The organism is Moraxella sp. K02, from assembly GCF_041154755.1.
Taxonomy (GTDB): Bacteria; Pseudomonadota; Gammaproteobacteria; order Pseudomonadales; family Moraxellaceae; genus Faucicola.
In genome coordinates this window covers 711,373-736,663 of record NZ_AP031590.1, presented here as the reverse complement: position 1 = coordinate 736,663, position 25,291 = coordinate 711,373, and the positions used below count along the sequence as shown (strand labels likewise).

The following is a 25,291-nucleotide window of genomic DNA, read 5'->3' as shown; positions in this document are numbered from 1 at the left end:
CCTAAAAAACGCCATGACCAGTAGACAGGGATTGCCGTTGTCAGGGTATTGATAGTATAACGTCATTATCCAAACATCAATCCACGCGTAAATTGCTATCAGCAGAGGGCTTTATCCCAAGCTTTATGCCAATAATAAGCGAGCCAGACTATTGAGAGTTTTGGACAAAAAGTGTAAAGTTGAGCAGATAATTTGACTGAAACTTTTGTCAAGTTGTTGGACTATCGATTAATTTGATATTTGAATATTGCCTGTCGGTATATTGACTACCATGAACCAAACAAGTAGGCATTTTTTAACACCCCTAACTAGGCTATGATACCTTCAGCAAGGATTTTTTATGTCTTGGCAAAAATACTCTGTACACTTGGTATTGGGTTTTCCCTTATCGCTTCCAATTGTCGCTTACGCCGTCAATATTGGCGATACTTATGTACAAACCCAACAAAACCAACCTTTAAACGCCAGTATTAATGTCAGTGATATCAATCCAAGAAATTTTTCTGTCAAAGTCGCCCAAGCTGATGTGTATCGCCAACTAGGCTTGTCAAAAGATGCCGATATTCAAATCAAATTTGTCCCAACCAGTAGCAATGGCGGTCAGATTGTATTGACAACCAACCGTGCGATTAATGCCCCATTTACCGATGTGGTGCTCAATATCACGGAAAATGGCGTGACCAAAACGCTGCCAAAAACCTTGTTGATGCCCATCGACAGCGCACAAAAAATCACCACGCAAGCCAATACCACGGCTTTGCAATCACCTGCGCAAAACATCGTCATAGGTTCGGCCAATCCTGTGCAGTTGCCTGTTATGTCGCCCGACCCTATGCCCATGCAGCCGATAACGTTGCCATCAACCACCATCAACCAACTGCCTAATTTACCTACAACTGGTATGCCCGTTGGCGCCGCCTCAATGACGCTGGCTAGCGAAAACAGTGACTACTTGCGTATCCAAGAAACGCGAACGGTTCGAACTGTTCAGCCAAATGGCACTGTCTATAATCCAGCTGTGCCACAAACGCAAAACCCCATCCAAACAAACGACACAGATAATCAATTGCCAAGCCCGGCAGCTAGTTATGGCAACCAACCTTTAGACAAATCCAAATCCAAATCTAAATCTAAGTATAGCGCCAAAAACCCGCAAATCATTGGCGAGACAACCACTTATACACTACAGCGCAATGATAACCTTTGGACCATCGCCAGTAATATCGCAGCGGTAAACCGCAAAGATATCGATCAAGTGATGGCAGATATCATGGCAGCCAACCCGACCGCGTTCCCCGATAATGACCCAAGCAAACTTGTCGCCAATACTCAATTACAAATCCCAAAATACAAAGTAGTCCCTTCACAAATTGGGATAAAATCAGCCAATAAAGCGCGACAACAATATCGTCAAAATAAAAGACGTGTCGCAAGCAAAAAATCTGTCATCGCACCAAAATCTGCTGCTAAACAACCAGCCACCCCAAAAACGACAAAAAAGACACTTAAAGCACAAAAAACACCGCGTCCATACGCAGCGACTAAAAAATCTGAAATGACCATCATCGCACCTAATCATACCAATGGTTTAGTACAAGGTCAGCGTAGCAACAACAAGGTAGGCAAAGGGATGTCATCCCAAGTGGCGGCTCAAGTGCAGCAAAAACGCCAAGCCACCGCCCAGCAAGCCACTAAAGTTAACAAACTCAATCAAGACTTAGTGGGTGCTGAAAATCGCTTGAAAATACAAAACACCAAGCTTGCCCAATTAGAAAAACGCTTAAAAGAGTTAAACAAAAAATAATACAGCGCGTGGATGATATTGCCTGTGTGCTGTGTCATTCCATACCGTACAACAAATTTGTGGTGATTCATTAGTCGCATTAAGCGGTAGCTTATATCTTGCTATGCCCTAATGATAACTATCTACCGTAACGATGAGGTAAAAGATGGATCCGATAATGATAGGTATCGCAGCAGTGGTGATTTTGATAGTTATTGCTGGGGTTTTCTTAATGAAGAAAGGTAAAAGCCAGACAACGGTTGCTACTCATACCCAAGTCAAACGTCCAAAAACCTTGGCTGAGCAGCAGCGCGAATTAGAACTGCAACGTCAATCGCAGACGCCAAGCCAAGCTGCGCCTGACCTACCGCAAACGACTTTGCAGACTGCTCAAAACCTCAATACCGCCGAGAGTGCGCAGCATGAGTTACAAGCGGCTGAGCAATTGATTCAAACCCAAGACTATGAGGGCGCTATCACAACGTTACGTCGTGCGCTAAAAAATCATCCTTCACATAGTGGGTTGAATTTTACTTTACTTAATAGCTATGCCTTGGCTAAAGATTATCAGCACTTTAATACCTTCTACCTAGAGGTATTGGCACTCAGCGATGTTGATCTCACCACCCAAGCCAATAACCTAAAAATGCTGGTAGATGAAGAACAAAGGATAACTGCACGCAGCACAGTGATGACCGATACCCCTGAAGCTGTTGAATCAGATGGACTTGATTTTGATTTGCCAGTTTTTAAACAAGACAGTGATAAGCCAGCCATCAACAGCACTTTACAGGTTGCCATGCCCAGCGTCACTGAAGCGGCACAGCCAGCAAACCCAGTTGATGGTGTTAGCAACAATGCCGATAATGAGTTAGATTTTGACTTTACACTTGATGTACCTGAAACCAAAATCGCCCCTCTCCCCACTGCAACTGAGCCTACCACTGAAACCACAGCGGCGCAATCACAATCAAATGAGTTCACTTTTGACGATTTTGATTTTGATCCACCTAGCAAAGAGCCCGCGACCGCTGCGACTGTCGCTGCCCTTGCCCTAGAATCACCTACCGAAATTTTTGCGCCGATAGATGAACCTGTTACAACCGCGTCAGCAAATAACGTCAATAACAATGCTATTAGCGACAGCGATTTTGACTTTGACTTTAGTTTACCAGAGACGCAATCAACACCTGCCGCTACGGCTACAGCGCCAATGCTAACGACCCCAACGGCTGCACCGAGCGCTGACAACAACATCGCAGATGATTTTGATTTCGACTTTGATTTGAACGCTGAACCAGCGGTTACTCCAACCAATGACGCTACTACAGAAGCAGTCTTAAGCTTTGACGCGTCAGATACCAAAGCATCTAGCAATCTAACTTCTGATGCGGTGACTTCTGTACCGGTTGCCAGTGATGAAGCCACAGATATTACATCGTTTGCTTTGGATGATGAATTACTACGCCAAGCAGAAGCGGCTTCACTAGCCAAGCCTGCTACCCCATCAGTCGCTGAGCCTGTCGTTGACTTGGCAGAAGTCAGCGCTCCTGAAGTCAAAGCCCCTAAACCATCTGATTCGCTACTTATCTCAGATGATATGTTTGATTTGTCTTTTGATGACTCAACTACTCAGGCAGCTACTCCAGCAAATACACAAACAACTACCACCCCAATCGCTAGTCCTGAAACGACATCGATTGCAGATAACGCAATCTCAACAACAGCACCAGTTGTTGAAGATTTATCAGCGATTCTCGATGTCATTAAGGATATCGACACGGATACCTTAAACGTAGATTTGGCAGAACAGTATGTGAATTTAGGGGAATACGACAGTGCCAAACGCTTGCTTGATGAAATCAAAGACAGTAACAACACGATATTGGTAGAACGTGCTACAGCGTTAAGACAACGTATTGCTTAATCATGTATTGCATAAAAAAAGGATAGTAAATTGACTATCCTTTTTTTGGTCTAATTTTTTTTGAATTACTTTATAAAAACTTAATACGCAAAAAACTTAATACTCAATCGCTATAGGCTTAAGTCCTGCTTTAAAAGCATGGGCTTTTTCAACATAATGTAATGCGGATAGTTGAAGCATCACTTCGCGCCCCTGCGGCAAGGTTTTGACAACTTTAGCCGGGCTACCCATCACGATGGAATTATCTGGGATTTGCATATTTTCGGTGACAAGCGCATTGGCACCGATGATGCAGTTTTTGCCGATTTGGGCATTATTGAGCACAATCGCACCGATACCAATTAAGCTATTATCACCAACAGTGCAGCCGTGTAGCATCGCCAAATGCCCAATTGTCACGCCTTCGCCAATGGTGACGGCGATACCTTCATCGGTGTGTATCACACTGTTTTCTTGCACATTACTATTTTTGCCCAAATAAATCGGCGCATTATCTGCGCGTATCACCGCGCCAAACCACACACTGACGTTATCAGCTAAATGTACATCGCCAATGATTTCAGCGGAGTCTGCGACCCAGCCTGTGAAGGGTGCCTGATAAGTGGGTTTTTTATCTTGCCATTGGTACAGCATATCAAATCCTTATGAAAAAAAAGCGCATCAACTAAAAAACTGACCCTCTAATTTTAGCAAGTGCGGATAAATTAGCAATGGGTTATTGTAGGCAACGTAGTTAAATCAAAGCCCTGCTTTTAGGCTCGCTTCGATAAATTTATCCAAATCACCATCCAGCACCGCTTGGGTATTGGAAGTTTCCACCCCTGTACGCAAATCCTTAATCCGCGAGTCATCGAGCACATACGAGCGAATTTGACTACCCCAACCGATATCCGATTTGGTGTCTTCTAGCGCTTGTTGCTTTTCCATACGCTGCATCATTTCACGCTCGTACAGTTTGGCGCGTAGCATTTTCATTGCCGTGTCTTTGTTGGCATGTTGGCTACGTTCATTTTGACATGCAACCACAATCCCTGTCGGTTGGTGGGTGATACGCACCGCAGAGTCGGTGGTATTAACGTGCTGACCGCCGGCACCGCTTGAGCGATAAGTATCGATGCGTAAATCGGCAGGATTGATATCAATCTCGATATTATCATCAATCTCAGGCGATACAAACACCGCCGCAAACGACGTGTGGCGACCGTTGTTGCTATCAAACGGTGATTTTCTTACCAAACGATGCACACCGATTTCGGTACGTAACCAACCAAACGCATAGTCACCTTTGACATGAATCGATGCGCTTTTAATCCCTGCAACCCCACCTGCTGATAGTTCCATGATTTCGGCTTTAAAGCCATGTGATTCACACCAGCGCAAATACATCCGCAGCAGCATCTCTGCCCAGTCCTGCGCTTCAGTACCGCCTGAGCCTGACTGGATATCAACATAGCAGTTGTTGCCATCCATCTCACCGTTAAACATACGTTTAAACTCTAAATCTGCGACTTTGGCTTCGGCCTCATCGAGTTCCGCTTGCACGTCTGCCAGTAGTGTCGCATCATCGGCTTCCACCGCTAAGTCAATCATGGCTTTGGCGTCTTCTAACTTGTCATCTAAAGCGGTAATCACGCCAATGACATTATCAAGCTGCGATTTTTCTTTACTGATTTTGGTGGCACGCTCTGGGTCGTTCCACAATTCTGGGTTTTCAAGCTCTAAATTGACTTCTTCCAAACGCTCTTGCTTGGCTTCGATGTCAAAGATACCCCCGAAGCTGATTGCCACGGTCAGTTAAGTCTTTGATATGCTCTAAATACGGGTTGATTTCCATGTGAGGTTACCTTAATGTGTTTCTATGAAAAATGCGCTATTATACCTGAATCTGTCACTGGATTCATCTTAGCTGTCGCCATTCATCTTAGCTGTTGCATACTACGCCTGTGCTTCCATCGACCAATCTTCCACTGCCCAATGATGAGCTAAGGCATGCGCGTGTAGGGTATCATCAGGACATACCGCAATCGCTACATCCGCCCATTCTAATAGCGGCAAATCATTTTTTGAATCCGAATAGGCATAAGTTTTGGTATAAGTAATACCTTGCGCATTTTTTTGAGCAATCCAATTTTTTAAATGAATGATTTTGCCTTCTTTAAAGTTTGGCTGTCCTGCGACTTTACCCGTGTATCCCTGCTCGGTGACTTCAAGCTCAGTGGCTAAAATATTATTTTCCTCTACCAAAAATAATTTGTTAGCAATTGCTTTGACCACAAAGGCATTGGTGGCGGAAATCACCACCACATCGTGCCCCGCTTGTAAATGTGATTGGATGGCGTTAACCGCTTTTGGACGCACTTTTGGCGCGATTTCATCTTGCAAATATTGTTCACGCCATTCGTGTAATTGGGCTAAAGTATGCTGTTTTAAAAAGCCTGCCACAAACTCATTATAGACGACCGCATCGAGCGTCCCTGCGATATAGTGCTCATAAAACTCCCGATTTTTAGCACGATACAGCGATTCTTCTACCAGATGATGTTTGACCAAAAACTCGCCCCACATATAGTCACTATCAGTATCAATGAGGGTGTTATCGAGGTCAAATAGCGCCAATTCTTTGTGTAGTACGGTTGACATAGGACAGCCTTTAGCATAGTTAGTGAAAAGTTAAATTGCGGGGTTTTGGTCATCGACAGCTAAGGTATCACCAAATCGCCAAGTACGGATAATGCGCAGCTCCAAATAATCTTGCATTTGCTTTGAGAACTTACCAAATGGCGCAGCTTTTCGCACCGAATTTTTTGCTGCTTCATCCAAGATGGTAGCGCCTGATGACTGTAACACTTTGATGGATTTGACTTGCCCGTTAGGCTCGATAATCACCATCAGCATGACATCGCCTTTGATGCCTTTGGCGCGGGCTTCTTGCGGATATTGCTGGTTGCCAATATGATAGGCTTGTTGGCGAAAGTTCTCGATATAGCGCGCGGCTTCACCGGTGGTGGTGGAGTTACTGCTGATAGTTTTGACCGCAGATTTTTTGGCTAGTAATTGGCGGTTACTGCTGATTTTGGTTTCAAGGGTGGCGATTTGTGCCTGTACCCGTTGTTCTTGCGCGGCTAGATTTTCGCTATCATCTTGTTTTTTATTATTATTTTCTCTGCGGATTTTTTCAAAGCTTAACGTGGTACGTAAATAACTTTCTTGAAACGCTTGTTGACGCGTTTGGCGTTCTTGACTCACGATATCATCGGTTTCATTGATTGCTTGGTCTTCTAAAGGACTCATGGTATTGTTTTCAAGCCGTAGCTTTTCGTTGGACTCACCGCCACCTTGCTGGCCGGCATTGGCGATAAAATCGGCTTTTTCATTCTTTTGCAGATTTTCGGTCAACACCGTGGTGACTTCTTGCACCGCTGCGGTTGGTGAGCTCTTATCTTCAAATTGGATACCAAAAATAACAGCCGCATGAATTGCCACCGCCGTAATGGTAGCAAATAGCATGACGCTGTCTTTGCAAGGCGCGGTATGTGGCATTAACTTTTGAAAAACATCACGGTGACTGTCTTTGCTATACACCAAACTATAACCCTTTGAACCATTAGGACACTATCACTAGGAAACTAGCACTAGGAAACTAGCACTACAACCTTGCTAAAAAAATACAAATCACTCATGTATTATAACGCGCAGATATTATAGATTAAATCATACATTGGCTGAAGCTAAATTCATACGCCATTAGCAATCAGTGGTTAGCAAGCAATAAGTAGCAAGCAATGTTTACCAATTAATGGTACAAGATTTTTTGTAGACGGGTCAGTGACTTTATGATTAATGCCTTTATAATTAGCAACTTTACAATGCCCAAAAACTGACTACAATAATAGCTTTCAATACAAATATAAAAACTGAGAAACGATAGTGATAACAAGCAAAACGCAACTGGATGAATTTTTTGCCACCCATTCTGAAGAAATCGCACGTGAACTGATGCAAAAATCGCAAACGTGGTATGAAAAAATCGAAGATTTTGCCGGTCAAGAGTTTATCGTACCCGCCACCGAAAAACAGCTAAACGATGCCATTCAAAAATTTGTGGTTGAAAAAGTCAAAGCGATATTGAGTATGCATCTAGAGATTCATGAAGGCTGGCTTCGACTGTATGCAACGGTCAACTATAATGGCATCTACGCTGACCTTGCTGTCAATTTAGGTGTGGTACATGCCCAATTTGACCGTTATCGCCAACGCTTGGTATTTCAGCAATTGACTGACACCGATGTCATTGCCTTGTATTCAGATTCGTATCTGAAATCAAAATCGATTCATGCGGCGCTTTGGTTTTATAAACGGGTGTTAAAGAAAGACCCGCTCGGCATGATTTTGGAGAAAATCAATTTGGTGCAGCAAAAAGATGATATCTTGTATCTCGATATTGGTCGCTGGCTGAAGAAAAACGAAAAAATCATGGCAACGCTGCGCAAGGTGCAGGTGAATCATGGCTATCTTGCTGAACAGCAACTCCTGCTGAGAGCCAATGCCAATATTGGTGAAATTCTCAACATAGGTAGTAGTGACCAATTAATTACCGAAGCGGATAATCCTGCAGTGACCACTAACGCAACAAAAGCGGCTTAGTATTTTTTTTCATCGGCATCGAAGCTCATCCTTTACCGCTTTTACTCTACTGATTTTTTTACCGATTGTGATTTGCCAATTAACAAGGTGCTTACCAATAGTTTTCAACGGCGATATTGCCTTCACCGCGGCGATTCATGGTCAACCCAATCGATTTTAAGGCTTCTTTGGTATCTTCGACCATTTGTGGGTTACCACACAGCATCACGTGACTGCGCTCTTTATCCAGTTTTTGCCCTACCAACTGGGTTAACTTACCCGACACTATCAAATTAGGAATACGCGCTTTTTCCCCCGCATAATCCGCTTCCCGCGTGACAATAGGCAAAAATACAAACCCTGCTCCATTGTCGCCATAGATTGACTTAATCGACCCAATCTCCGCTTGATAAGCCAGCTCTTGCGAGGTGCGTGCGCTGTACACCAAAATAATGCGTTGATATTGCTGCCATACATCAATGGTCTTTAAAATCGATAAAAATGGGGCTAAACCTGTGCCAGTTGCCAGTAACCATAAATCATTGGGTAGGGGTAACTGGTAGCGGGCTAAGGTCAAGTAGCCAAATGGCGTGGTATTGAGCAATAAACTATCGCCCACTTGGATATGATTAACCTTACTGGTGAATTCCCCGTGAGGAATGACCACCGAGAAAAATTCAATAAATTCATCATAGGGCGAAGATGCGACAGAATACGCGCGAAACACATAGCCATCAAGGTCAATGGGCTGACCTTGCGTCTCATAACCCTGTTCCTCATGACCTTGCGTCTCAGAAGTTATTAACTTGGTCTCATGGTTTTGTGCAAAATATTGCAAATCTTTGTCATGGATACCGAGCCTAACAAATTGCCCTGCGGTAAATTTAAAGCCATCGGGGCGCGTGACTTTGAAACTTAGCAAAGTTGGTGCCCAACGAGTCACTTCAATCACTTTAACGCGAATACTTTTATCATCTGACATGTTATCTTAACCATTTTTTTTGCATCATTATAAACAAAAAAGCGTACCTTAATGAGCTAAGATACGCTTTTTTATGTTGCAGTACTAAAATTGGATTAATATAGGCGAACTAGCGTGATAATTTTTGATAACGTTTCGGGGAAAACACCGAAGTACAATACCGCTAACGTCACCAACAATACCATGATGCCGCCTGCTTGAACACCCCAATGATTGACCGCATCGTGCGGCTGCACTGCTTGGGGACGTCTAAACAAGGTGACCATAAGATTTAGATAGTAATACAGGCTAATTGCACTACCCACGATAATCATGGCAGTGAGCCACCAACTTTGCGCTGAAACCGTAGCAAAAATCGCAAAGAATTTGCTGATAAAGCCTGCGGTCAATGGAATACCTGCCAATGATAACAGCATCACCGTCAATACAGCGGTCAGTACAGGACGTTGCCAAAAAATCCCTTGGAAGTTGTCAACCAATTCCGCTTCACCTTGACGTTTATACGGGCTTGACATGATAGTCACGACACCGAACGCACCAATGGTGGTAAACGCATACACTGCCATGTAAAGGCTAACAAAACCTGCTGATTCAACTTTCACGGCGCTGATGATAGCTAACACATAACCGATATGCGCAATGGATGAATACGCTAACAGACGTTTTATATTTTGTTGACGGAGTGCCAGTACGTTACCAATAATCATCGATAAGCTGGCAATCACCACAATCAAGGTATTGATGGCTGGCAAGGCTAAGGTTGCCGTAGACAGTAAAAAACGTAACCCTAGCGCCATCATAGCTACTTTGGAAACACTGCCTAAGAAAGTCGCCACAGGCGCAGGCGCACCTTGGTAAACGTCCGACGTCCAAGTATGGAATGGTACTGCTGAGAGCTTAAAGGCAATACCAAATAGCATTAATGCCGTACCTACCACCAAAATCGGCATAATCATACCATTTTGAAACATGGGTACGATTGCCATACCAATTTGACGGAAGGATAAAGTACCTGTGTTTGAGTAAATTAATGCCATACCCATTAACATGGTAGCAGAGGCTGTCGCCGATAAAATGAGGTATTTGAAACCCGCTTCTAACGATTTACCACGCGCATAAGTATAAGCCAACATACCATATAGCGGTACCGACAATAACTCTAAGCTGACAAAGAAAGAGGCTAAGTTATCAGCGCATACCATAAACAGCGCGCCTAATGTTGAGATAAGCATTAGCAAATACAATTCTTCTTTGTTGTCGCCATAGCCTTCAATGTAACCATACGCCAAGGTAAAACAAGCCAATGAGCTGATTAAAATAATCACCATATTAAACTGGGCAAAGCTATCCACTGCAAATAAGGGGGCAATCAAGCCTTGCGATGGCGTAAATAATTGATACAGACCATGCAACATGCTATCAGGATTGCCACCCAATAACTGTATTAGCACAACAAACAAGGCAGCATTAAGACCAATGACACTAAGGGTGCCTGCCACAAAATTTGAACGCTTCATGGCGATGGCAATCATCACCACCACCGTGGTGATTGAAATTAAAATCATTGGAAACAATGGCATGAGCACATTGCTAGCAAATGGAATAATAGGGTTCATCTATTTTACCTCCATATGAGCAAATGGCTCTTGAGAAGTAGGTACAACTTGCTGGACATGATATGCCTCACTAATCCACTGCATACTGTGATCAGAGGTATCTAAGAATGATTGCGGATATAGACCTAACCATATTAAGCCAAACGCAAGCACCAACAAGATTGCCGCTTCACGCGCATTGATATCACGCATCGGTGACATTTTTTCAATCGTCGCTGTTGGCGTACCAAATAATGCTTTATAAATCATAATTAATGCGTATAAACCTGCAACGACTAAGCTAAAGGTGGCAAACACCACTGCCACAGGATGCGAGGCAAAAGACCCTAGAAGAATTAAGAACTCACCAATAAAGTTACCGGTACCTGGAATACCTAATAATGCGGCGGCAAAGAACATAAGTAACGGTGGGTAATAACGCATTTGACCCCACATACCACCCATTTGGCTCAAGTCACGGTTATGTAGACGCTCATAAAGCTGACCGCTCATGATAAATAATGCCGCTGAGCTAAGACCATGTGCCAACATTTGAATCATCAAGCCTTGGAAACTAATTAACGTACCGGCATACAACGCAAGTACCACAAAACCCATATGTGAAATACTGGTATAAGCCAGTAACCGCTTGATATCTTGCTGCATAAACGCAAGCCAAGCCCCATAAAAAATACCAATACCGCCCAAGGTAATCGCAATCGGTGCAAACTGAGCACTGGCTTCTGGGAATAATGGTAGGACAAACCGCAATAAACCATACGCCGCGGTTTTAATCAAAATACCGGCCAAATCCACCGAGCCTGCAGTCGGTGCCTGTGCGTGCGCATCGGGTAACCAACCATGCAGTGGGAAAATTGGTAATTTAACCGCAAAGCCAATAAAGAACATCAGCATGATTGGATATTGCCATTTCCCAAGATCTGTACCTAGCAAATCCATATAGTTAAAAGTTATTTGACCTGTGGTTGATGCATGAATCATCACCAAAATCAAAATACCAATCAACATAATCAAACCCGATGCTTGGGTATAAATAAAGAATTTGGTTGCCGCATATTCTTTGGTTTTACCACCAATCGCATTGTGTCCCCAAATTGCAATCAAGAAATAGATAGGAACTAACATCATCTCCCAAAAGAAGAAGAACAAGAACATATCGATTGCTAGGAAAACACCAATAACACCGCCCAAGCTCCAAAGTAGATTAAGATGGAAGAAGCCCACACGGCGAGTAATCTCACCCCATGAACACGCCACCGCCATCATACCCAAGAAGGCTGTTAGGCTCACCATCAACAGCGATAACCCATCAATGGCTAGATGGAAACTGACCCCCAATGAGGGCATCCAAGATAGTTGAAACTCTGCCAACCAAGTCGGTTTAGCAGTCACCTCAGCAATGGTTTGTGCTGAGCCAATAAAGTTACCGTTTTGCCAAATAGCTACCGTAATCAAAAACGTCAATAGCATGCCAAGAAACGCAATCCAACGCGGAAAACGTTCATCAACTTTTTCAACCAACCAGCACAGAAAACCTGCAATGATTGGAATAAATATCAAGGCGGGTAATAAGAGATTATTTTGCATAACTGTTACTTCCCTATCATCATCATTACCAACACCAACAATACTGCCATGCCAAGACCGAAGCTAGCAGCATACCCACGAATCGAGCCTGATTGGAACCATGTCGCCACTCGGTTACCTGCCAGCGATAGGGCTGGTAAAATATTCCAAGTGCGGTCAATCGGATCAATTTTAATCAACTTACCAATCAATAAGAATGGTTTAACAAATACAATGTCATACAAAGCATCAAAGCCTAAACCATGATAGCACCAGTAATTAAGCGCACGGCCCAAACCTGTCTGGTTAAACTTACTCACGATGCGACCTTTATCTAGGGCAAACAAGAAAGCACCCACAATCAAACCCGCCAACATCGCAGCCATCACAATCATTTCTGCCGTGTGCTTACCTGATTCTACCTCAGGATGAATCACGCTAAAACTCTGTGGCAATACGCCTGCTAATGGTGGATGAATCATCGCCCCCACCGCAGTTGATAGCACTAGCAATACCGCGAGCGGCAGCCAGTATGTCCAACCTTTAAGATGGTGAATCGGCGTTTTTTCTTCACCAAAGAACACAATCCAAATCATACGAAATGTATAAATCGAGGTTAAAAACGCACCCACCACTGCCATCCAGAATAAATTCATATGACCTGATGCGAAGGTTTCCCAAATGATTTCATCTTTTGAGTAGTACCCGACCGTAATCCAAGGAATCGCAGCAAGTGCCCCACCACCGATCGCAAACACCGCAAATAGGAATTTGTTTTTATAAAATAACCCACCCATTTTAAAGATGTTTTGCTCATGATGGTAAGCCAAGATAACAGCACCTGACCCTAGGAATAATAAAGCTTTAAAGAACGCATGGGTCATCAAGTGGAAAATCGCAACTTGCCAAGCGCCTACCCCTAATGCCAAGAACATATAGCCGATTTGACTCATGGTCGAATAAGCTAAGATACGTTTGATATCAGTTTGTGCCAGCGCACAGAAACCAGCAACCAACAATGTTGTTGCCCCAACGATACCTACCCAACTTGCCAATACATCAGGGGTTAATAAGAACACAGGATGTAAACGGGCAATTAAATACACACCTGCGGTAACCATCGTTGCCGCATGAATCAAGGCTGAAACAGGCGTAGGACCTGCCATCGCATCGGCAAGCCAAGAATGCAATGGAATCTGTGCAGATTTACCCATCGCACCCAGCACTAGCATCACAGCCGCAACTTTGATGGTAGGATAGCTATGACCAAAAATCGTCACCGTTGACCCTGCCGACGTTAGCATTTGCGATACATTGGCATTGATATCTAAGATATTTAATGTACCCAATTCACGGAACAACAAGAATAAGCCAAACGCTAAAAACACATCACCCACACGGGTTACGGTAAAGGCTTTCATCGCAGCACGGCCATTGGCGCGCTCGTGATAATAAAAACCAATCAATAAGTAAGAACAGATACCAACGCCTTCCCAACCTAAGTACAACAGCACTAAATTGTCAGCAAGCACAAGTAACAACATACTTGCGACGAACAGGTTCATATAGCTAAAAAATCTTGCGTAGCCTGTTTCACCGCGCATATACCATGACGCGAAAATATGAATTAAAAAACCGACACCGGTAATCACGCCCATCATGGTCACGCCCAAACCATCCAGCATGAGACCAAATTTTGGGGCAAAACTACCAACTTGCATCCACGTCCACAACGGCTGATTAATGACAGCGCCTTGTGGGTGGTTCATTAAAAAATCACTGCCTGCCATCAAGGCACACAAAGCAGCCAAACCCATACTGCCGACACCGACCACTGCGGCTGCGTTTTCGCTTAAGCGGTCACGCATGGTCGCTAGAATCAGAAAGCCAATCAGCGGCAGCATAAAGGTTAAAGGTAACATACTCATTTTGATTTCACCCTTTCATCTCATTTGCCGTATCGACATCTAAATGACCACGCTTATGATAAAACTGTAAAAGAATAGCCAACCCAATTGCAACTTCAGCGGCTGCCAAAGTTAGCACCAAAATAAACATAATTTGTCCGTCAGGACTGACCCAGCGACTACCTGCCACTACAAATGCTAAGGCAGCAGCATTCATCATAATCTCAAGACTCATCAACATAAACAAAAAATTACGTCGTACCATCACACCACAAAAACCAATGGCAAACAAAATCGCTGACAAGATTAGACCGTGCTCTAATGGCACATGCTCTAATGGAAAGTGTCCCATTATGCCTTCTCCTCCTGAACTTCGCGTAACACAGCCGGTTGGCTGGGCTCTTTATCAATAAAATTCGTTAAGGCAGGTTGTATGGTATTACCAAGCTCACTGTTATGACTTTCATTTTCATCATCCAAGGCAGATTTTGCCAAATGATAAGCCGCCACCAAACCCGCTAGTAATAAAAACCCTGCAATTTCGACCAACAATAAATATTCAGTAAATAATTTGGCACCGATCATTTTTGCCGTAACTGGCTCCACCCCAATAAACGCTGGCATCGTTCCTTCCAACCCATGTTTCATGCCAATCAAACTAAACAGAGTCAAACCCACAATAAATGCAAGTCCTGCAGGTACTGCCCAAGCCGAGGATGATAACCAGCTTTCTTCTTCTAAGGTACTTTGGGTGCCTAAGTTTAGCATCATCACCACAAAGACGAACAATACCATAATCGCCCCTGCATAAACGATGATTTCAAGCGCACCGGCAAATGGCGCACCTAAGGCAAAGAAAATACCGGATAACGCCAACAGCGTGACAATCATGTTTAATAACGCATGCACAGGATTGGTGCGAGTAATGACGCGCAAACTAGCCAAAATAGCGACAATCGCTAATAAATAAAACCCTATCGTTGCTCCGGTTATCATGGCAATAAACTCCGTAAATCAATCGGCGCAGACTCATTTTGGTGTGCCCCTTTAGGTTTATCTTTGGTCGCCATCCCAGTCACACGGTAATAATTGTAGTCAGGGAATTTACCCGGGCCTGAAATTAACAAATGCTCTTTTTCATACACCAAGTTTTGACGGTTATATTCACCGAGCTCAAAATCTGGCGTCATCTGAATAGCCGTTGTCGGGCACGCTTCTTCACACATACCACAAAAGATACAACGCGAGAAGTTAATACGGAAAAACTCTGGATACCAGCGTCCGTCTTCACGTTCTGCTTTTTGTAGTGAAATACAACCCACCGGGCAAGCGACGGCACATAGGTTACAGGCCACACAGCGCTCATCCCCATCCGGGTCACGTGTCAGTACAATACGCCCCCGAAAACGCGGCGGTACAGGAACAGGTTGTTCTGGGTATAAAATCGTATCACGTTTACGGGTCGCATGACTTGCGACCATGATCAGGGTGCGCAGAATTGAGCCAAAACCCGTAATCGTGTTTTTTACCATAGTCAAATACATACGTTAATCTCCACCTTACCCTACACCATGGGTGCGCCATAATACATAGGCCGCCGTCGCGAGTAAATTAATCAAGGTAATGGGTAGACAAATTTTCCAGCCAAAGTTCATTACTTGGTCATAACGGGGACGCATCAACGCCCCACGCGCCAATACAAACATGGTCATGAAAAATAGCGTTTTTAACATGAACCAAATAATCGGCGGGATAAAACTCAGTCCATCAAATAATGGCAACCAACCACCAAAGAATAAAATAGTAATCAGCGATGATACCAACACGATATTCACATACTCACCGACAAAGAACATACCAAATTTCATACCTGAGTATTCAACATGATAACCTTCGGCCAATTCTTGCTCTGCTTCTGGCTGGTCAAATGGGAAACGGTGGGTGACTGCCACACCTGCAACCATAAAGGTTAAAAACCCTAAAATTTGACCAAATACATTCCAGTGCCAAAAACCACCGGCTTGTGAGTATACGATATCGCGTAAGTTAAATGACCCTGCCAACGCCACCACACCCATTAGCGATAATCCGAGAAAGACTTCATAACTAATGGTTTGGGCAGCAGAGCGTAGACCACCGAGCAAGGCGTATTTATTGGCTGATGCCCAGCCACCAAACATCACGGCATAAACTGCCAACCCTGCCATCGCAAAAAAGAACAAAATACCGATACTCCAGTCTGCGCCACCGAGTGATGGCGTAACTGGTACAATGATATAAGCGGCTAAAGCGGTAAACAATGAAATCGCAGGCGCCAAGACAAAGATAAATTTATCGGCAAATTTGGGGGTCCAGTCTTCTTTAAAGAAGATTTTGAGCATATCCGCAGCAACTTGTAGCGAACCTTGCCAACCTACACGGTTTGGACCATAACGGTCTTGCCACAGTGCCAACATGCGACGTTCATAAGGAATCATCAACGCAGCAAAAATCACCACCGCCAAGAAAATAACAATTGATTGCACTGCCAAAAATACAATTGACCAAGCTTCAGGGGACATTACCCCAGCCAGCCATGCAGGTAAATCGGGCATCTGTCTAACAGAATAATCCATTATACCCCCTCCCCTGGAGTTACTTGAGCTGTCACGCCACCATTATTAGCTGGTGATACCGCTTGAGTGACAGTGTTGGTAGTTGCTGATTTTACGATACTGATGTCCGTATAATGCTGCGCTAGCAGGGCTTCTAATTCACCCGCCTGACCCACAGGATAGCCCACACAGCTTTCGGCTAAGTAATCGACAAGCTGCACAGGTAATGTGGTCGCTACACCCTTCACTGTGACCGTTAACATATCACCTGATTGTAGCTGCCATTTATCCGCATCATCCGTTGATACACTAAAAGCAGCTGGCATCAATTGTGACGCGACCACTTCACTACGGGCAGTGAGTTCATCACTAGCAAAAATATTATACACAGGGACTAGCTGGGTGGAACCTTGTTGGCTAGCTGCCGCAGGCGCAATATACTCACGTTTTGGCAATGCGGTTAACGCATCAAAAATACGCACCCCTGGATCGCCATGTTTGAGATGACCACCCACTTTATCTTGGTATTTATTCCAAGCTTGCGGTGAGTTCCAACCTGCTGACCAAGCAAATGGAATCATTGATGAATCCGTTTGGGTGCCCACATAACCTTCTTGTGAGAAGGTCAAGCCAGTATCGATATCTTTCGGCTGCTCTGGCTCATGCACAGAAATCGGTGCACGCATCGCTGTACGACCTGAATAACGGCGTGGCTCACGCGCGACTTTTAGACCAGTAATACGGTAATCGGCTGATGGCGCTGCTTGTCTGATTGCGGCTAATTGTGGATTGGTGTCTGCGACCGCAGTAATCACATCATCAAGCTGCGTCCAGTCAATCGCACGGCCATTGAGCTCAGACTCTACCGCATGCAACCAACGCCAGCTTTCTTTTACCATGCTGTGCGGGCGATAGTAAACAGGATCATAAACTTGGAAGAAACGCTGTGCACGACCTTCTGCTGAGATTAGTGTGCCGTCCGCTTCTGCAAAAGTTGCTACAGGCACCATCACATCAGCTTGGTTATGCCATTGGTAAGCTTCATGATCGAGTACAATCAATGATTTATTGATTAGCAATTGGTTCATTTGCTCAGCGGTTAAGCGGCGGCTGATGTCATTTTCCATGACAATCACCACATCGGCATCATCATCTAATTCATCAATCGCTTTACCACCCAGCAAGTTGACGCCTATGCTATTGGCAGCAGGTACTGACAAGTATAAACCCGCTTTTTCTTGATAGCCTTTGGTGGGAGTCATACGGCTTGGACGTTTAACTTGCTTGGCTTGTTCAGCAAATGCCGCTTCATCCATCTCTTGTTTGAGTTTGGCTTGCTCTGCATCGATTTTGGCAATCTCTGCATCCACTTGGACGTTGTGGGTGTCAACCACGCCTTTTTCATAGATGACCACTTCACCGCGTTTTTGCTCAGCGATATTGGCAATTTGTGCCGCCGCTTCTATGATAGCGGTGTGGTATAGTGACGAACCTGAGATGATAAGTGGTTTGGTTGCTTTAAGCAGCGTCTGCGCGATATGTTTAGCAAATGCTTGCATATCGGCATTATCGTCTTCATCGATGACCAAATCTTTTGGTAATTGTGAGGTGGCCAACGTTTTCATGTGCTCAGCGATGCTAAAGCCTAATGCAGCGATATCGCTTGGTGTAGCGACGCAGCTTACTTTGGCGATATCATCAAGGCGTGTATCTTTGACATCCACAATAAAGATTGGGCTGTAGTCTTTTTGACCGATACGAGCCACAGGCTCTGCCAAGAAATCTGGCGTTTTTAGTGCATCTGCCATTTGTTTGGCGCGATTTTTTGCCGCTTGCCGTACTGCCAGTGCAATACGTGGACTGGTTTGGGTAATATCTTCACCCAAAATCAATACCGCATCATAATCCTCAATCTCACGCATGCTTGGATTATGGATATTTTCTGTGGTCAACACATCGATACATTTTTGTACCACAGTTTTTTCTTGTTTGCTAATACCAATGCTAAAGTTTTCGGCACCGACTAAGCGTTTTAGCGCATAGTTTGATTCAAGGCTGGCAACGGGTGAACCAATACCAATGGCTTTTTTGCCTTGCAACCGGTTTTTGATGGCATCGATAGTATGGTCAATGCTTAGATTGGTTTGTTTACCATTGATACGCTCTACCGCTAAAATCGGACGGTCAGCACGATTGACATAACCATAGCCGAAACGACCACGGTCACACAGGAAGTAAGCGTTGACTTCACCATTAAAACGGTTTTCGATGCGGCGCAATTCACCATAGCGCTCACCCGCTGAGATATTACAACCTGCCGAACAGCCATGACAAATGCTTGGGGCATATTGCATGTCCCATTTACGATTGTAGCGCTCTGAGTGAGTTTTGTCGGTAAATACCCCAGTTGGACAAACTTCGGTAAGGTTACCTGAAAATTCACTTTCAAACTGACCGTCTTTATCACGACCAAAGTACACACGGCTTGCTGATGCATAAACGCCCAAATCTTCACCACCTGCGTAGTCTTTGTAATAACGCACGCAGCGATAACACGCGATACAGCGGTTCATCTCATGATTGATAAATGGACCCAAGTCTTGGTTTTGGTGGGTACGTTTAGTAAAGCGATATTTACGATGATTGTGACCTGACATATAGGTCATATCTTGCAAGTGACAATGACCGCCCTCTTCACAGGTTGGGCAGTCATGGGGGTGGTTAGTCATTAAGAACTCAACCAAACTTTTACGGAAGTTTTTGACTTCTGCATCCGTCACTGAGATCCACATGTCTGGGGTCGGGTTGACCATACAGGACATGACCAAACGACCACGACCGGCTTCATAATCTTCTTTGTTATTATATTGCTTGACGGCACACTGTCGGCAAGAACCCACCGAGCCCAATGCAGGGTGATAACAAAAATAAGGGATATCGATGCCAAGCGATAAACAAGCTTGTAGCAAGTTATCGGCACCATCAACTTCGACGTCTTGACCGTCTATATGAATAATTGCCATGTTAATTCCTTACACTGATTGCCCATTGGTGGCCTTAACCGGTTGATACACTTCAACTTTTCCGCTGTTTGCGGATGAAGGCACGCCCGTTGGGGACAATTGTTCTTCAGGCGCCACGTTGTTACCAATTTTGGCTTCAAATTCTGGTAAAAAGTATTTTAACGCACTTTGTAATGGCTCAACCGCACCCGGTGCGTGGGCGCAAAAGGTTTTACCTAACCACAAATCTTTGGTCAATTGGCGCAATACGTCAATATCGACAGGTTGACCATTGCCTGTATCGATGGCATGCAAGGTTTTGACCCCCCACGGCAAACCATCACGGCAAGGCGTACACCAACCACAGGATTCACGAGCAAAGAATTTTTGCAAATTGAGTGACAATGACACCATATCTTGCGATTCATCTACCACCATAATCAAGCAGGTACCTAAACGGCTACCTGCTTTCATGATGGGTTCAAAGTCCATTGGCAGGTCTAAATGCTCGTCACTGGCGGTTAAAAAGTCAGTTGATGCACCGCCTGGTAACCAAGCTTTTAATTTACGGCCGTCTTTCATGCCTTTGGCATAATCAAAAATAATTTCGCGAGCTGTGGTACCAAATGGCAGTTCCCATAGCCCTGGGTCATTGACTAGACCTGAACAACCCATGATTTTGGTGCCTGGGTTTTCTGATTTGCCTTGTGCTAAGCCTTTATACCATTCTACGCCATGCAGCATGATGCCCGGCATGTTGTTTAAAGACTCTACGTTATTCACCACAGTGGGACGACCCCATGCCCCTGATACTTGTGGGAAGGGTGGCTTAGTACGTGGATTGGCACGGCGACCTTCAAGCGAGTTAATGAGCGCAGTTTCTTCACCACAGATATAACGGCCTGCACCGGTATGCACGTGTAAATCAAAGCTATAGCCGGAACCTAGAATATTATCGCCTAAATACCCTTTGGCACGGCACTCATCCAATGCATTATTTAGGCGTTTAGCGGCTTCAATGTACTCACCACGGATAAAAATATACCCTGCGGTTGCGCCAATGGCATAACCTGAGATAATCATCCCTTCAATCAGCTGAAATGGTAGGCGCTCCATCAATAGACGGTCTTTAAATGTACCTGGCTCCATCTCATCTGCATTACAAATCAAGTAACGAGGTCCGCCATCCGGTGGTGTCATAAAGGTCCATTTAAGACCTGCATTAAAGCCTGCACCACCCCGTCCACGCACGTTGGCATCTTTAATCATGTTGCCCACTTCTTTGGCAGATTTAGCCAAGGCATTTTTTAGACCTTCAAACCCTTTTAGGCTTTCATAGGTTGCCAAATCTAGCACTGAGTCATAATGCGCCAAACGCCAAGTCAGGGGCTTGGTCTCACTGGTGGCTGTTGCTTTATCACCATAAATAGGAATGCTTTGCTCGCCCAATTGACTGGGTGATTTGCCAATTTTTCGATTATTAATTTGACGGGTTATATTCATGCGTATTGCTCCAGCAATTCAGCAATCTCTTCAATTTGGACAGGACCGTAGGTATCTTCATCAATCAAAACCGCTGGACCTTTATCACAGTTGCCTAAACAACAAATGGGTAATAAGGTAAAACGATTATCAGGGGTAGTTTGACCAAAACTAATGCCTAAAGTGCGCTCAAAGGCTTGACCTAAATTCTCCCCACCTACCAGATAACACCCAATCGAGTCACAGACCAAAATCACATGACGACCAACCGGTGAACGGTAGATACGGTTATAAAAAGTCGCAACCCCTTCCACGTCGGTAACTGGGATTTTTAAGATATTAGCTATCGCGTTGACTTGTGCATCATCTACCCAGCCATTACGGCGTTGGACAATTTTTAGCGCATCAAGTGATGCCGCGCGGCTTTGTGGGTAATGATGCATAAATTCATGAATGTCGTGAATTTCTGCTTCGGTTAGAATGCTTGCGACATCCACCTTTGGGGTTTTATCAGTTACAATCTTCATCGGTGGTTTTCTCCTAACGGTCAACGTCTGCCATAACAACGTCAATTGACGCTAGATAAATAATTAAGTCAGAAACCAAGCTACCATTAATGACTGACGGCATTTGCTGTAAATGCGCAAAGGTCGGCGTACGAATACGGGTACGGTAACTCATGGTTGAGCGATCAGACGTAATATAATAGTTGGTAATACCTTTCACCGCTTCCACCATAAAGGAGGACTCGCCTTCTGGCATGACAGGACCCCACGATACTGAAATAAAGTGGTTAATCAAGGTCTCAATATCATTTAAGGTGCGGTCTTTGGGTGGTGGGACAGCCAGTGGGTGATCGGCTTTGTATGCCCCCATTGGCATGTTGTTAAGACATTGCTCAATGATACGCAGTGACTGACGAATTTCTTCAATTTTGACCAAACAGCGGTCATACGCATCGCCATTAAACCCAATTGGCACTTCAAAATCAAAATTTTCATAGCCAAGATAAGGACGCGCTTTACGTACATCGTAAGGGATACCTGTGGCACGAAGTCCATGACCTGATACGCCCCAAGCCAGTGCAGATTTAGCATCGTATTGGGCAACGTTTTGGGTGCGCAGTTGTAATACTTTGTTTTTCATGGTGGCTTTGACGTATTCATCGATACGTTTTGGCATCCAATCTAAGAATTCACGAACCAGTTTGTGCCAGCCGTTTGGCAAGTCCATCGCGGTACCGCCGATACGAAACCACGCTGGGTGCATACGATAACCGGTTACCGCTTCAATCACATCATACGCTTTTTGACGGTCGGCGAACATATAAAATACTGGCGTCATACCGCCCGCATCCTGAATGAAGGTACCCCAGTACAGCAAATTATTGGTGATACGGAAGAACTCACTCATCATGATACGAATGGTATTCGCGCGGTCTGGTACCGTAATACCTGCCAATTTTTCCACTGACATGATGTAGGGCAACTCATTCATCACCCCCCCAAGATAATCGATACGGTCAGTGTAAGGAATAAATGAATGCCAAGTTTGGCGTTCAGCGATTTTTTCAGCGCCGCGATGGTGATAACCAATATCTGGAATACAGTCGATGACCTCCTCACCATCTAGCTGAAGCACAACGCGAAAGGCACCGTGCGCCGAAGGGTGGTTAGGACCCAAGTTTAGGAACATAAAGTCTTCGTCACGGCCACTACGTTTCATGCCCCACTCTTCTGGGACAAATCGTAGGTTCTCCTGCTCAAACATCTGCTTGCCTTTATCGAGATAATAAGGCGGTACTTCAGTTGCACGAGAGGCGTATTCTTTACGCAGTGGATGCCCTTCCCAGTATTTTGGCAATAAAATACGGGTTAAATGTGGGTGACCATCAAAGGTAATACCAAACATATCCCACGCTTCGCGCTCATACCAGTTGGCATTCGGCCAAATGCGGGTTGCCGTAGGGATGTGTAAATCAGCTTCTTTGAGCGCCACTTTGATACGGATGTCCGTATTGCGCTCTAACGACATTAGATGATAGAACACGGTGAAATCACTGTCAGGCAAGGCATTGCCATCTCTGTCTTTACGATGTTGGCGTAAGCGCTCATCAATCGCTGAGATATCCAGTAACATCACATAAGGCTGTGGCAAGGTGCGAAGATACAGGAGTACTTCGATGACCTGTTCACGGCTGACCCAAATAGTGGGAAAAGCGTCAAAGGTTTTTTGTACAACAAACTGCCCCTCAAACTTGCGATTTAATTCTGCAATCACTGCTGGGACATCAGTTTGTGCTTGATTATCAGTTACCGTTACCATGAGTGGCACTTTCCTCATTCACAATTATTAAGAAGGTAGTGGAATACCTTTTTTGTTTTGAACGCAATTCGCTAAGCTTTTACTTAGCGAGAATTCATCCTAAATCCATCCAGAGATTGACTCTAGCATTAAGCAATCTCTAGCATTAATCAATGTTATCTGGGCTGCGTAGATTTTTGACCGCGATGCGATCTGCTTGTTTACGGTCACGTTCTGGCTGCATGACAGGTTGGTAGATACCTTGGTCATTGACATGAATACCGAGTGGACGACGTTCTTTAGTAATCGATTCTTGCAGCAGCATGATGGCTTGAATCAAAGCTTCTGGACGAGGTGGGCAACCAGGGATATACACATCGACAGGAATGATTTTATCAACGCCTTGCACCACTGAATACACATCGTACATGCCGCCTGAGTTAGCACAGGCACCCATTGAGATGACCCATTTAGGCTCAAGCATTTGCTCGTAGAGACGCTGAATAACAGGCGCCATCTTCATAAAGCAAGTACCTGCCACAATCATCACGTCAGCTTGGCGTGGTGACGCACGAATAACCTCAGCGCCAAAGCGCGACAAGTCATGCACGCCTGTCAATGTCGTTGCGTATTCTACATAGCAGCACGAGGTGCCAAAGTTAAATGGCCACAATGAATGCTTACGACCCCAGTTTGCAAGGCTATGGGTCAAATCTTCTAATCGTGTCATGACGACGTTTTTATTGACTTCCTCTTCGTCAATAATTTGACGGGTTTGGTCTGGAAATCTGTCGGCATCTGGATTGGCTTTGGTTAATGTATATTTCATAATGCTCGATCACCTTGATTTTTAAAGCAGGATTTCGCTCTATATCACTACAAATGCAAAAGACCTTGCAACACAGATTACAAAGTCGGATTATTATTTTACCGCGTTATTGTTTGGGTTTTGGTTCATTGCGCCAGACAACTGGGCCGGGATTTTACCAGTCGGGTCAACTTCTAACTCTTCAACACCATTAAAGCGGGTAATATCCGCGAGATTAAAGCCCGCAGGCGCAGCAGCTAAACGCTTTGGTTTTGGCTTTTTGTCAGCAGGTGACCAGTTAAGTGCCCCTAGTTTAAGCAGATAATATAGACCGATTAATAGCTCTACCACAAACAGCACAACGGTCCAAAATCCCAACCAACCTGCTTCTTTGACCGATACCGCATAGGTATATAGGTATAATGCTTCTAAGTCAAAAATAACAAAGAAGATAGCGACGATATAGAATTTTGCAGATAAACGGATTCTGGCAGAACCAGCACTGACCACGCCCGACTCGAAATTTTCTTGCTTTTGAAAGCCTTTAGAAGTACCACCTAACAATCTTGGTACAACAAGCATGAAAATACAAAGTCCTATGGCTGCCAAAATAAATACAATTGCAGACCAATCAATGACTGGAATCATGAGGATACTCCTGGGCAATACGACTAACAGTTACGTAGGTTAAGCAATT

At 44.5% G+C, this 25,291-nt stretch carries 21 protein-coding genes; 3 read left to right on the top strand and 18 right to left on the bottom strand.

Annotation, left to right across the window (positions count from 1 at the left end; translation table 11 throughout):
* Positions 1-340: 340 nt before the first annotated feature.
* Positions 341-1,804: a type IV pilus assembly protein FimV gene (locus ACAM39_RS03370; protein ID WP_369628223.1), complete on the top strand. Its 1,464-nt coding sequence runs from the start codon at positions 341-343 to the stop codon at positions 1,802-1,804.
* A 157-nt stretch (positions 1,805-1,961) separates the two neighbouring features.
* A complete protein-coding gene (locus tag ACAM39_RS03365; protein ID WP_369628222.1) occupies positions 1,962-3,710 on the top strand; it encodes a hypothetical protein in 1,749 nt (582 codons plus the stop codon).
* Between the two features lie 96 nt (positions 3,711-3,806).
* Here ACAM39_RS03365 and ACAM39_RS03360 read toward each other — a convergent pair whose 3' ends face one another.
* The 4 genes from ACAM39_RS03360 to ACAM39_RS03345 all read right to left on the bottom strand — a co-directional run bounded on the left by ACAM39_RS03360 (position 3,807) and on the right by ACAM39_RS03345 (position 7,292).
* Positions 3,807-4,343 (bottom strand): gamma carbonic anhydrase family protein, encoded by a 537-nt coding sequence (locus ACAM39_RS03360; RefSeq protein ID WP_313425427.1) that lies wholly within the window; start codon positions 4,341-4,343, stop codon positions 3,807-3,809.
* Positions 4,344-4,448: 105 nt separating this feature from the next.
* Positions 4,449-5,544, bottom strand: a protein-coding gene (gene prfB / locus ACAM39_RS03355) for a peptide chain release factor 2 (protein WP_369628221.1) whose coding sequence is annotated in 2 segments (ribosomal slippage) — positions 4,449-5,471 and positions 5,473-5,544 — 1,095 coding nt in all. Because the reading frame shifts where the segments join, the coding sequence is not laid out codon by codon here.
* 101 nt (positions 5,545-5,645) lie between these two features.
* The gene (locus tag ACAM39_RS03350; RefSeq protein ID WP_369628220.1) at positions 5,646-6,350 is read right to left on the bottom strand and encodes an HAD family hydrolase; all 705 of its coding nucleotides are present in this window, start codon (positions 6,348-6,350) and stop codon (positions 5,646-5,648) included.
* A 30-nt stretch (positions 6,351-6,380) separates the two neighbouring features.
* The gene (locus tag ACAM39_RS03345) at positions 6,381-7,292 is read right to left on the bottom strand and encodes an energy transducer TonB (RefSeq protein WP_369628560.1); all 912 of its coding nucleotides are present in this window, start codon (positions 7,290-7,292) and stop codon (positions 6,381-6,383) included.
* A gap of 345 nt (positions 7,293-7,637) precedes the next feature.
* Between ACAM39_RS03345 and ACAM39_RS03340 the strand changes: the two genes are divergently transcribed.
* Positions 7,638-8,354: a hypothetical protein gene (locus ACAM39_RS03340; protein ID WP_369628219.1), complete on the top strand. Its 717-nt coding sequence runs from the start codon at positions 7,638-7,640 to the stop codon at positions 8,352-8,354.
* Positions 8,355-8,445: 91 nt separating this feature from the next.
* On the opposite strand, the gene ACAM39_RS03335 is transcribed toward ACAM39_RS03340, so the two are convergent.
* The 14 genes from ACAM39_RS03335 to ndhC form a co-directional block, all read right to left on the bottom strand.
* Positions 8,446-9,315, bottom strand: coding sequence for a ferredoxin--NADP reductase (locus ACAM39_RS03335; RefSeq protein WP_369628218.1), 870 nt, complete (start codon positions 9,313-9,315; stop codon positions 8,446-8,448).
* A gap of 95 nt (positions 9,316-9,410) precedes the next feature.
* Positions 9,411-10,931 (bottom strand): NADH-quinone oxidoreductase subunit N, encoded by a 1,521-nt coding sequence (locus tag ACAM39_RS03330; protein WP_369628217.1) that lies wholly within the window; start codon positions 10,929-10,931, stop codon positions 9,411-9,413.
* The gene (gene nuoM, locus ACAM39_RS03325) at positions 10,932-12,518 is read right to left on the bottom strand and encodes an NADH-quinone oxidoreductase subunit M (protein WP_369628216.1); all 1,587 of its coding nucleotides are present in this window, start codon (positions 12,516-12,518) and stop codon (positions 10,932-10,934) included. It abuts the gene before it with no gap.
* A 5-nt stretch (positions 12,519-12,523) separates the two neighbouring features.
* On the bottom strand, positions 12,524-14,425 hold the full coding sequence (nuoL, locus tag ACAM39_RS03320; protein ID WP_369628215.1) for an NADH-quinone oxidoreductase subunit L: 1,902 nt from the start codon (positions 14,423-14,425) through the stop codon (positions 12,524-12,526).
* A gap of 7 nt (positions 14,426-14,432) precedes the next feature.
* Positions 14,433-14,756, bottom strand: coding sequence for an NADH-quinone oxidoreductase subunit NuoK (nuoK, locus tag ACAM39_RS03315; RefSeq protein WP_007115476.1), 324 nt, complete (start codon positions 14,754-14,756; stop codon positions 14,433-14,435).
* Positions 14,756-15,400 carry an NADH-quinone oxidoreductase subunit J gene (nuoJ, locus tag ACAM39_RS03310; protein ID WP_369628214.1) on the bottom strand — a complete coding sequence of 215 codons (645 nt, stop codon included), beginning with the start codon at positions 15,398-15,400 and terminating at the stop codon, positions 14,756-14,758. Before nuoJ ends, nuoK begins: the two co-directional genes overlap by 1 nt.
* On the bottom strand, positions 15,397-15,948 hold the full coding sequence (gene nuoI / locus ACAM39_RS03305) for an NADH-quinone oxidoreductase subunit NuoI (protein ID WP_007115474.1): 552 nt from the start codon (positions 15,946-15,948) through the stop codon (positions 15,397-15,399). Before nuoI ends, nuoJ begins: the two co-directional genes overlap by 4 nt.
* A gap of 15 nt (positions 15,949-15,963) precedes the next feature.
* Positions 15,964-17,019 (bottom strand): NADH-quinone oxidoreductase subunit NuoH, encoded by a 1,056-nt coding sequence (gene nuoH / locus ACAM39_RS03300; protein WP_007115473.1) that lies wholly within the window; start codon positions 17,017-17,019, stop codon positions 15,964-15,966.
* Entirely contained in the window at positions 17,019-20,021 is a 3,003-nt protein-coding gene (nuoG, locus tag ACAM39_RS03295; protein WP_369628213.1) for an NADH-quinone oxidoreductase subunit NuoG, read from the bottom strand. Before nuoG ends, nuoH begins: the two co-directional genes overlap by 1 nt.
* A gap of 9 nt (positions 20,022-20,030) precedes the next feature.
* Positions 20,031-21,503, bottom strand: coding sequence for an NADH-quinone oxidoreductase subunit NuoF (gene nuoF, locus ACAM39_RS03290; protein WP_128681081.1), 1,473 nt, complete (start codon positions 21,501-21,503; stop codon positions 20,031-20,033).
* Positions 21,500-22,009, bottom strand: a complete 510-nt coding sequence (gene nuoE, locus ACAM39_RS03285) for an NADH-quinone oxidoreductase subunit NuoE (protein WP_076774498.1) — start codon at positions 22,007-22,009, stop codon at positions 21,500-21,502. Before nuoE ends, nuoF begins: the two co-directional genes overlap by 4 nt.
* Before the next feature lie 13 nt (positions 22,010-22,022).
* On the bottom strand, positions 22,023-23,825 hold the full coding sequence (nuoC, locus tag ACAM39_RS03280; RefSeq protein WP_472828221.1) for an NADH-quinone oxidoreductase subunit C/D: 1,803 nt from the start codon (positions 23,823-23,825) through the stop codon (positions 22,023-22,025).
* Positions 23,826-23,952: 127 nt separating this feature from the next.
* Complete coding sequence (locus tag ACAM39_RS03275; RefSeq protein ID WP_007115468.1) at positions 23,953-24,615, bottom strand: NuoB/complex I 20 kDa subunit family protein; 663 nt, start codon at positions 24,613-24,615, stop codon at positions 23,953-23,955.
* Positions 24,616-24,708: 93 nt separating this feature from the next.
* A complete protein-coding gene (ndhC, locus tag ACAM39_RS03270; RefSeq protein WP_472828220.1) occupies positions 24,709-25,242 on the bottom strand; it encodes an NADH-quinone oxidoreductase subunit A in 534 nt (177 codons plus the stop codon).
* Positions 25,243-25,291: the final 49 nt, after the last annotated feature.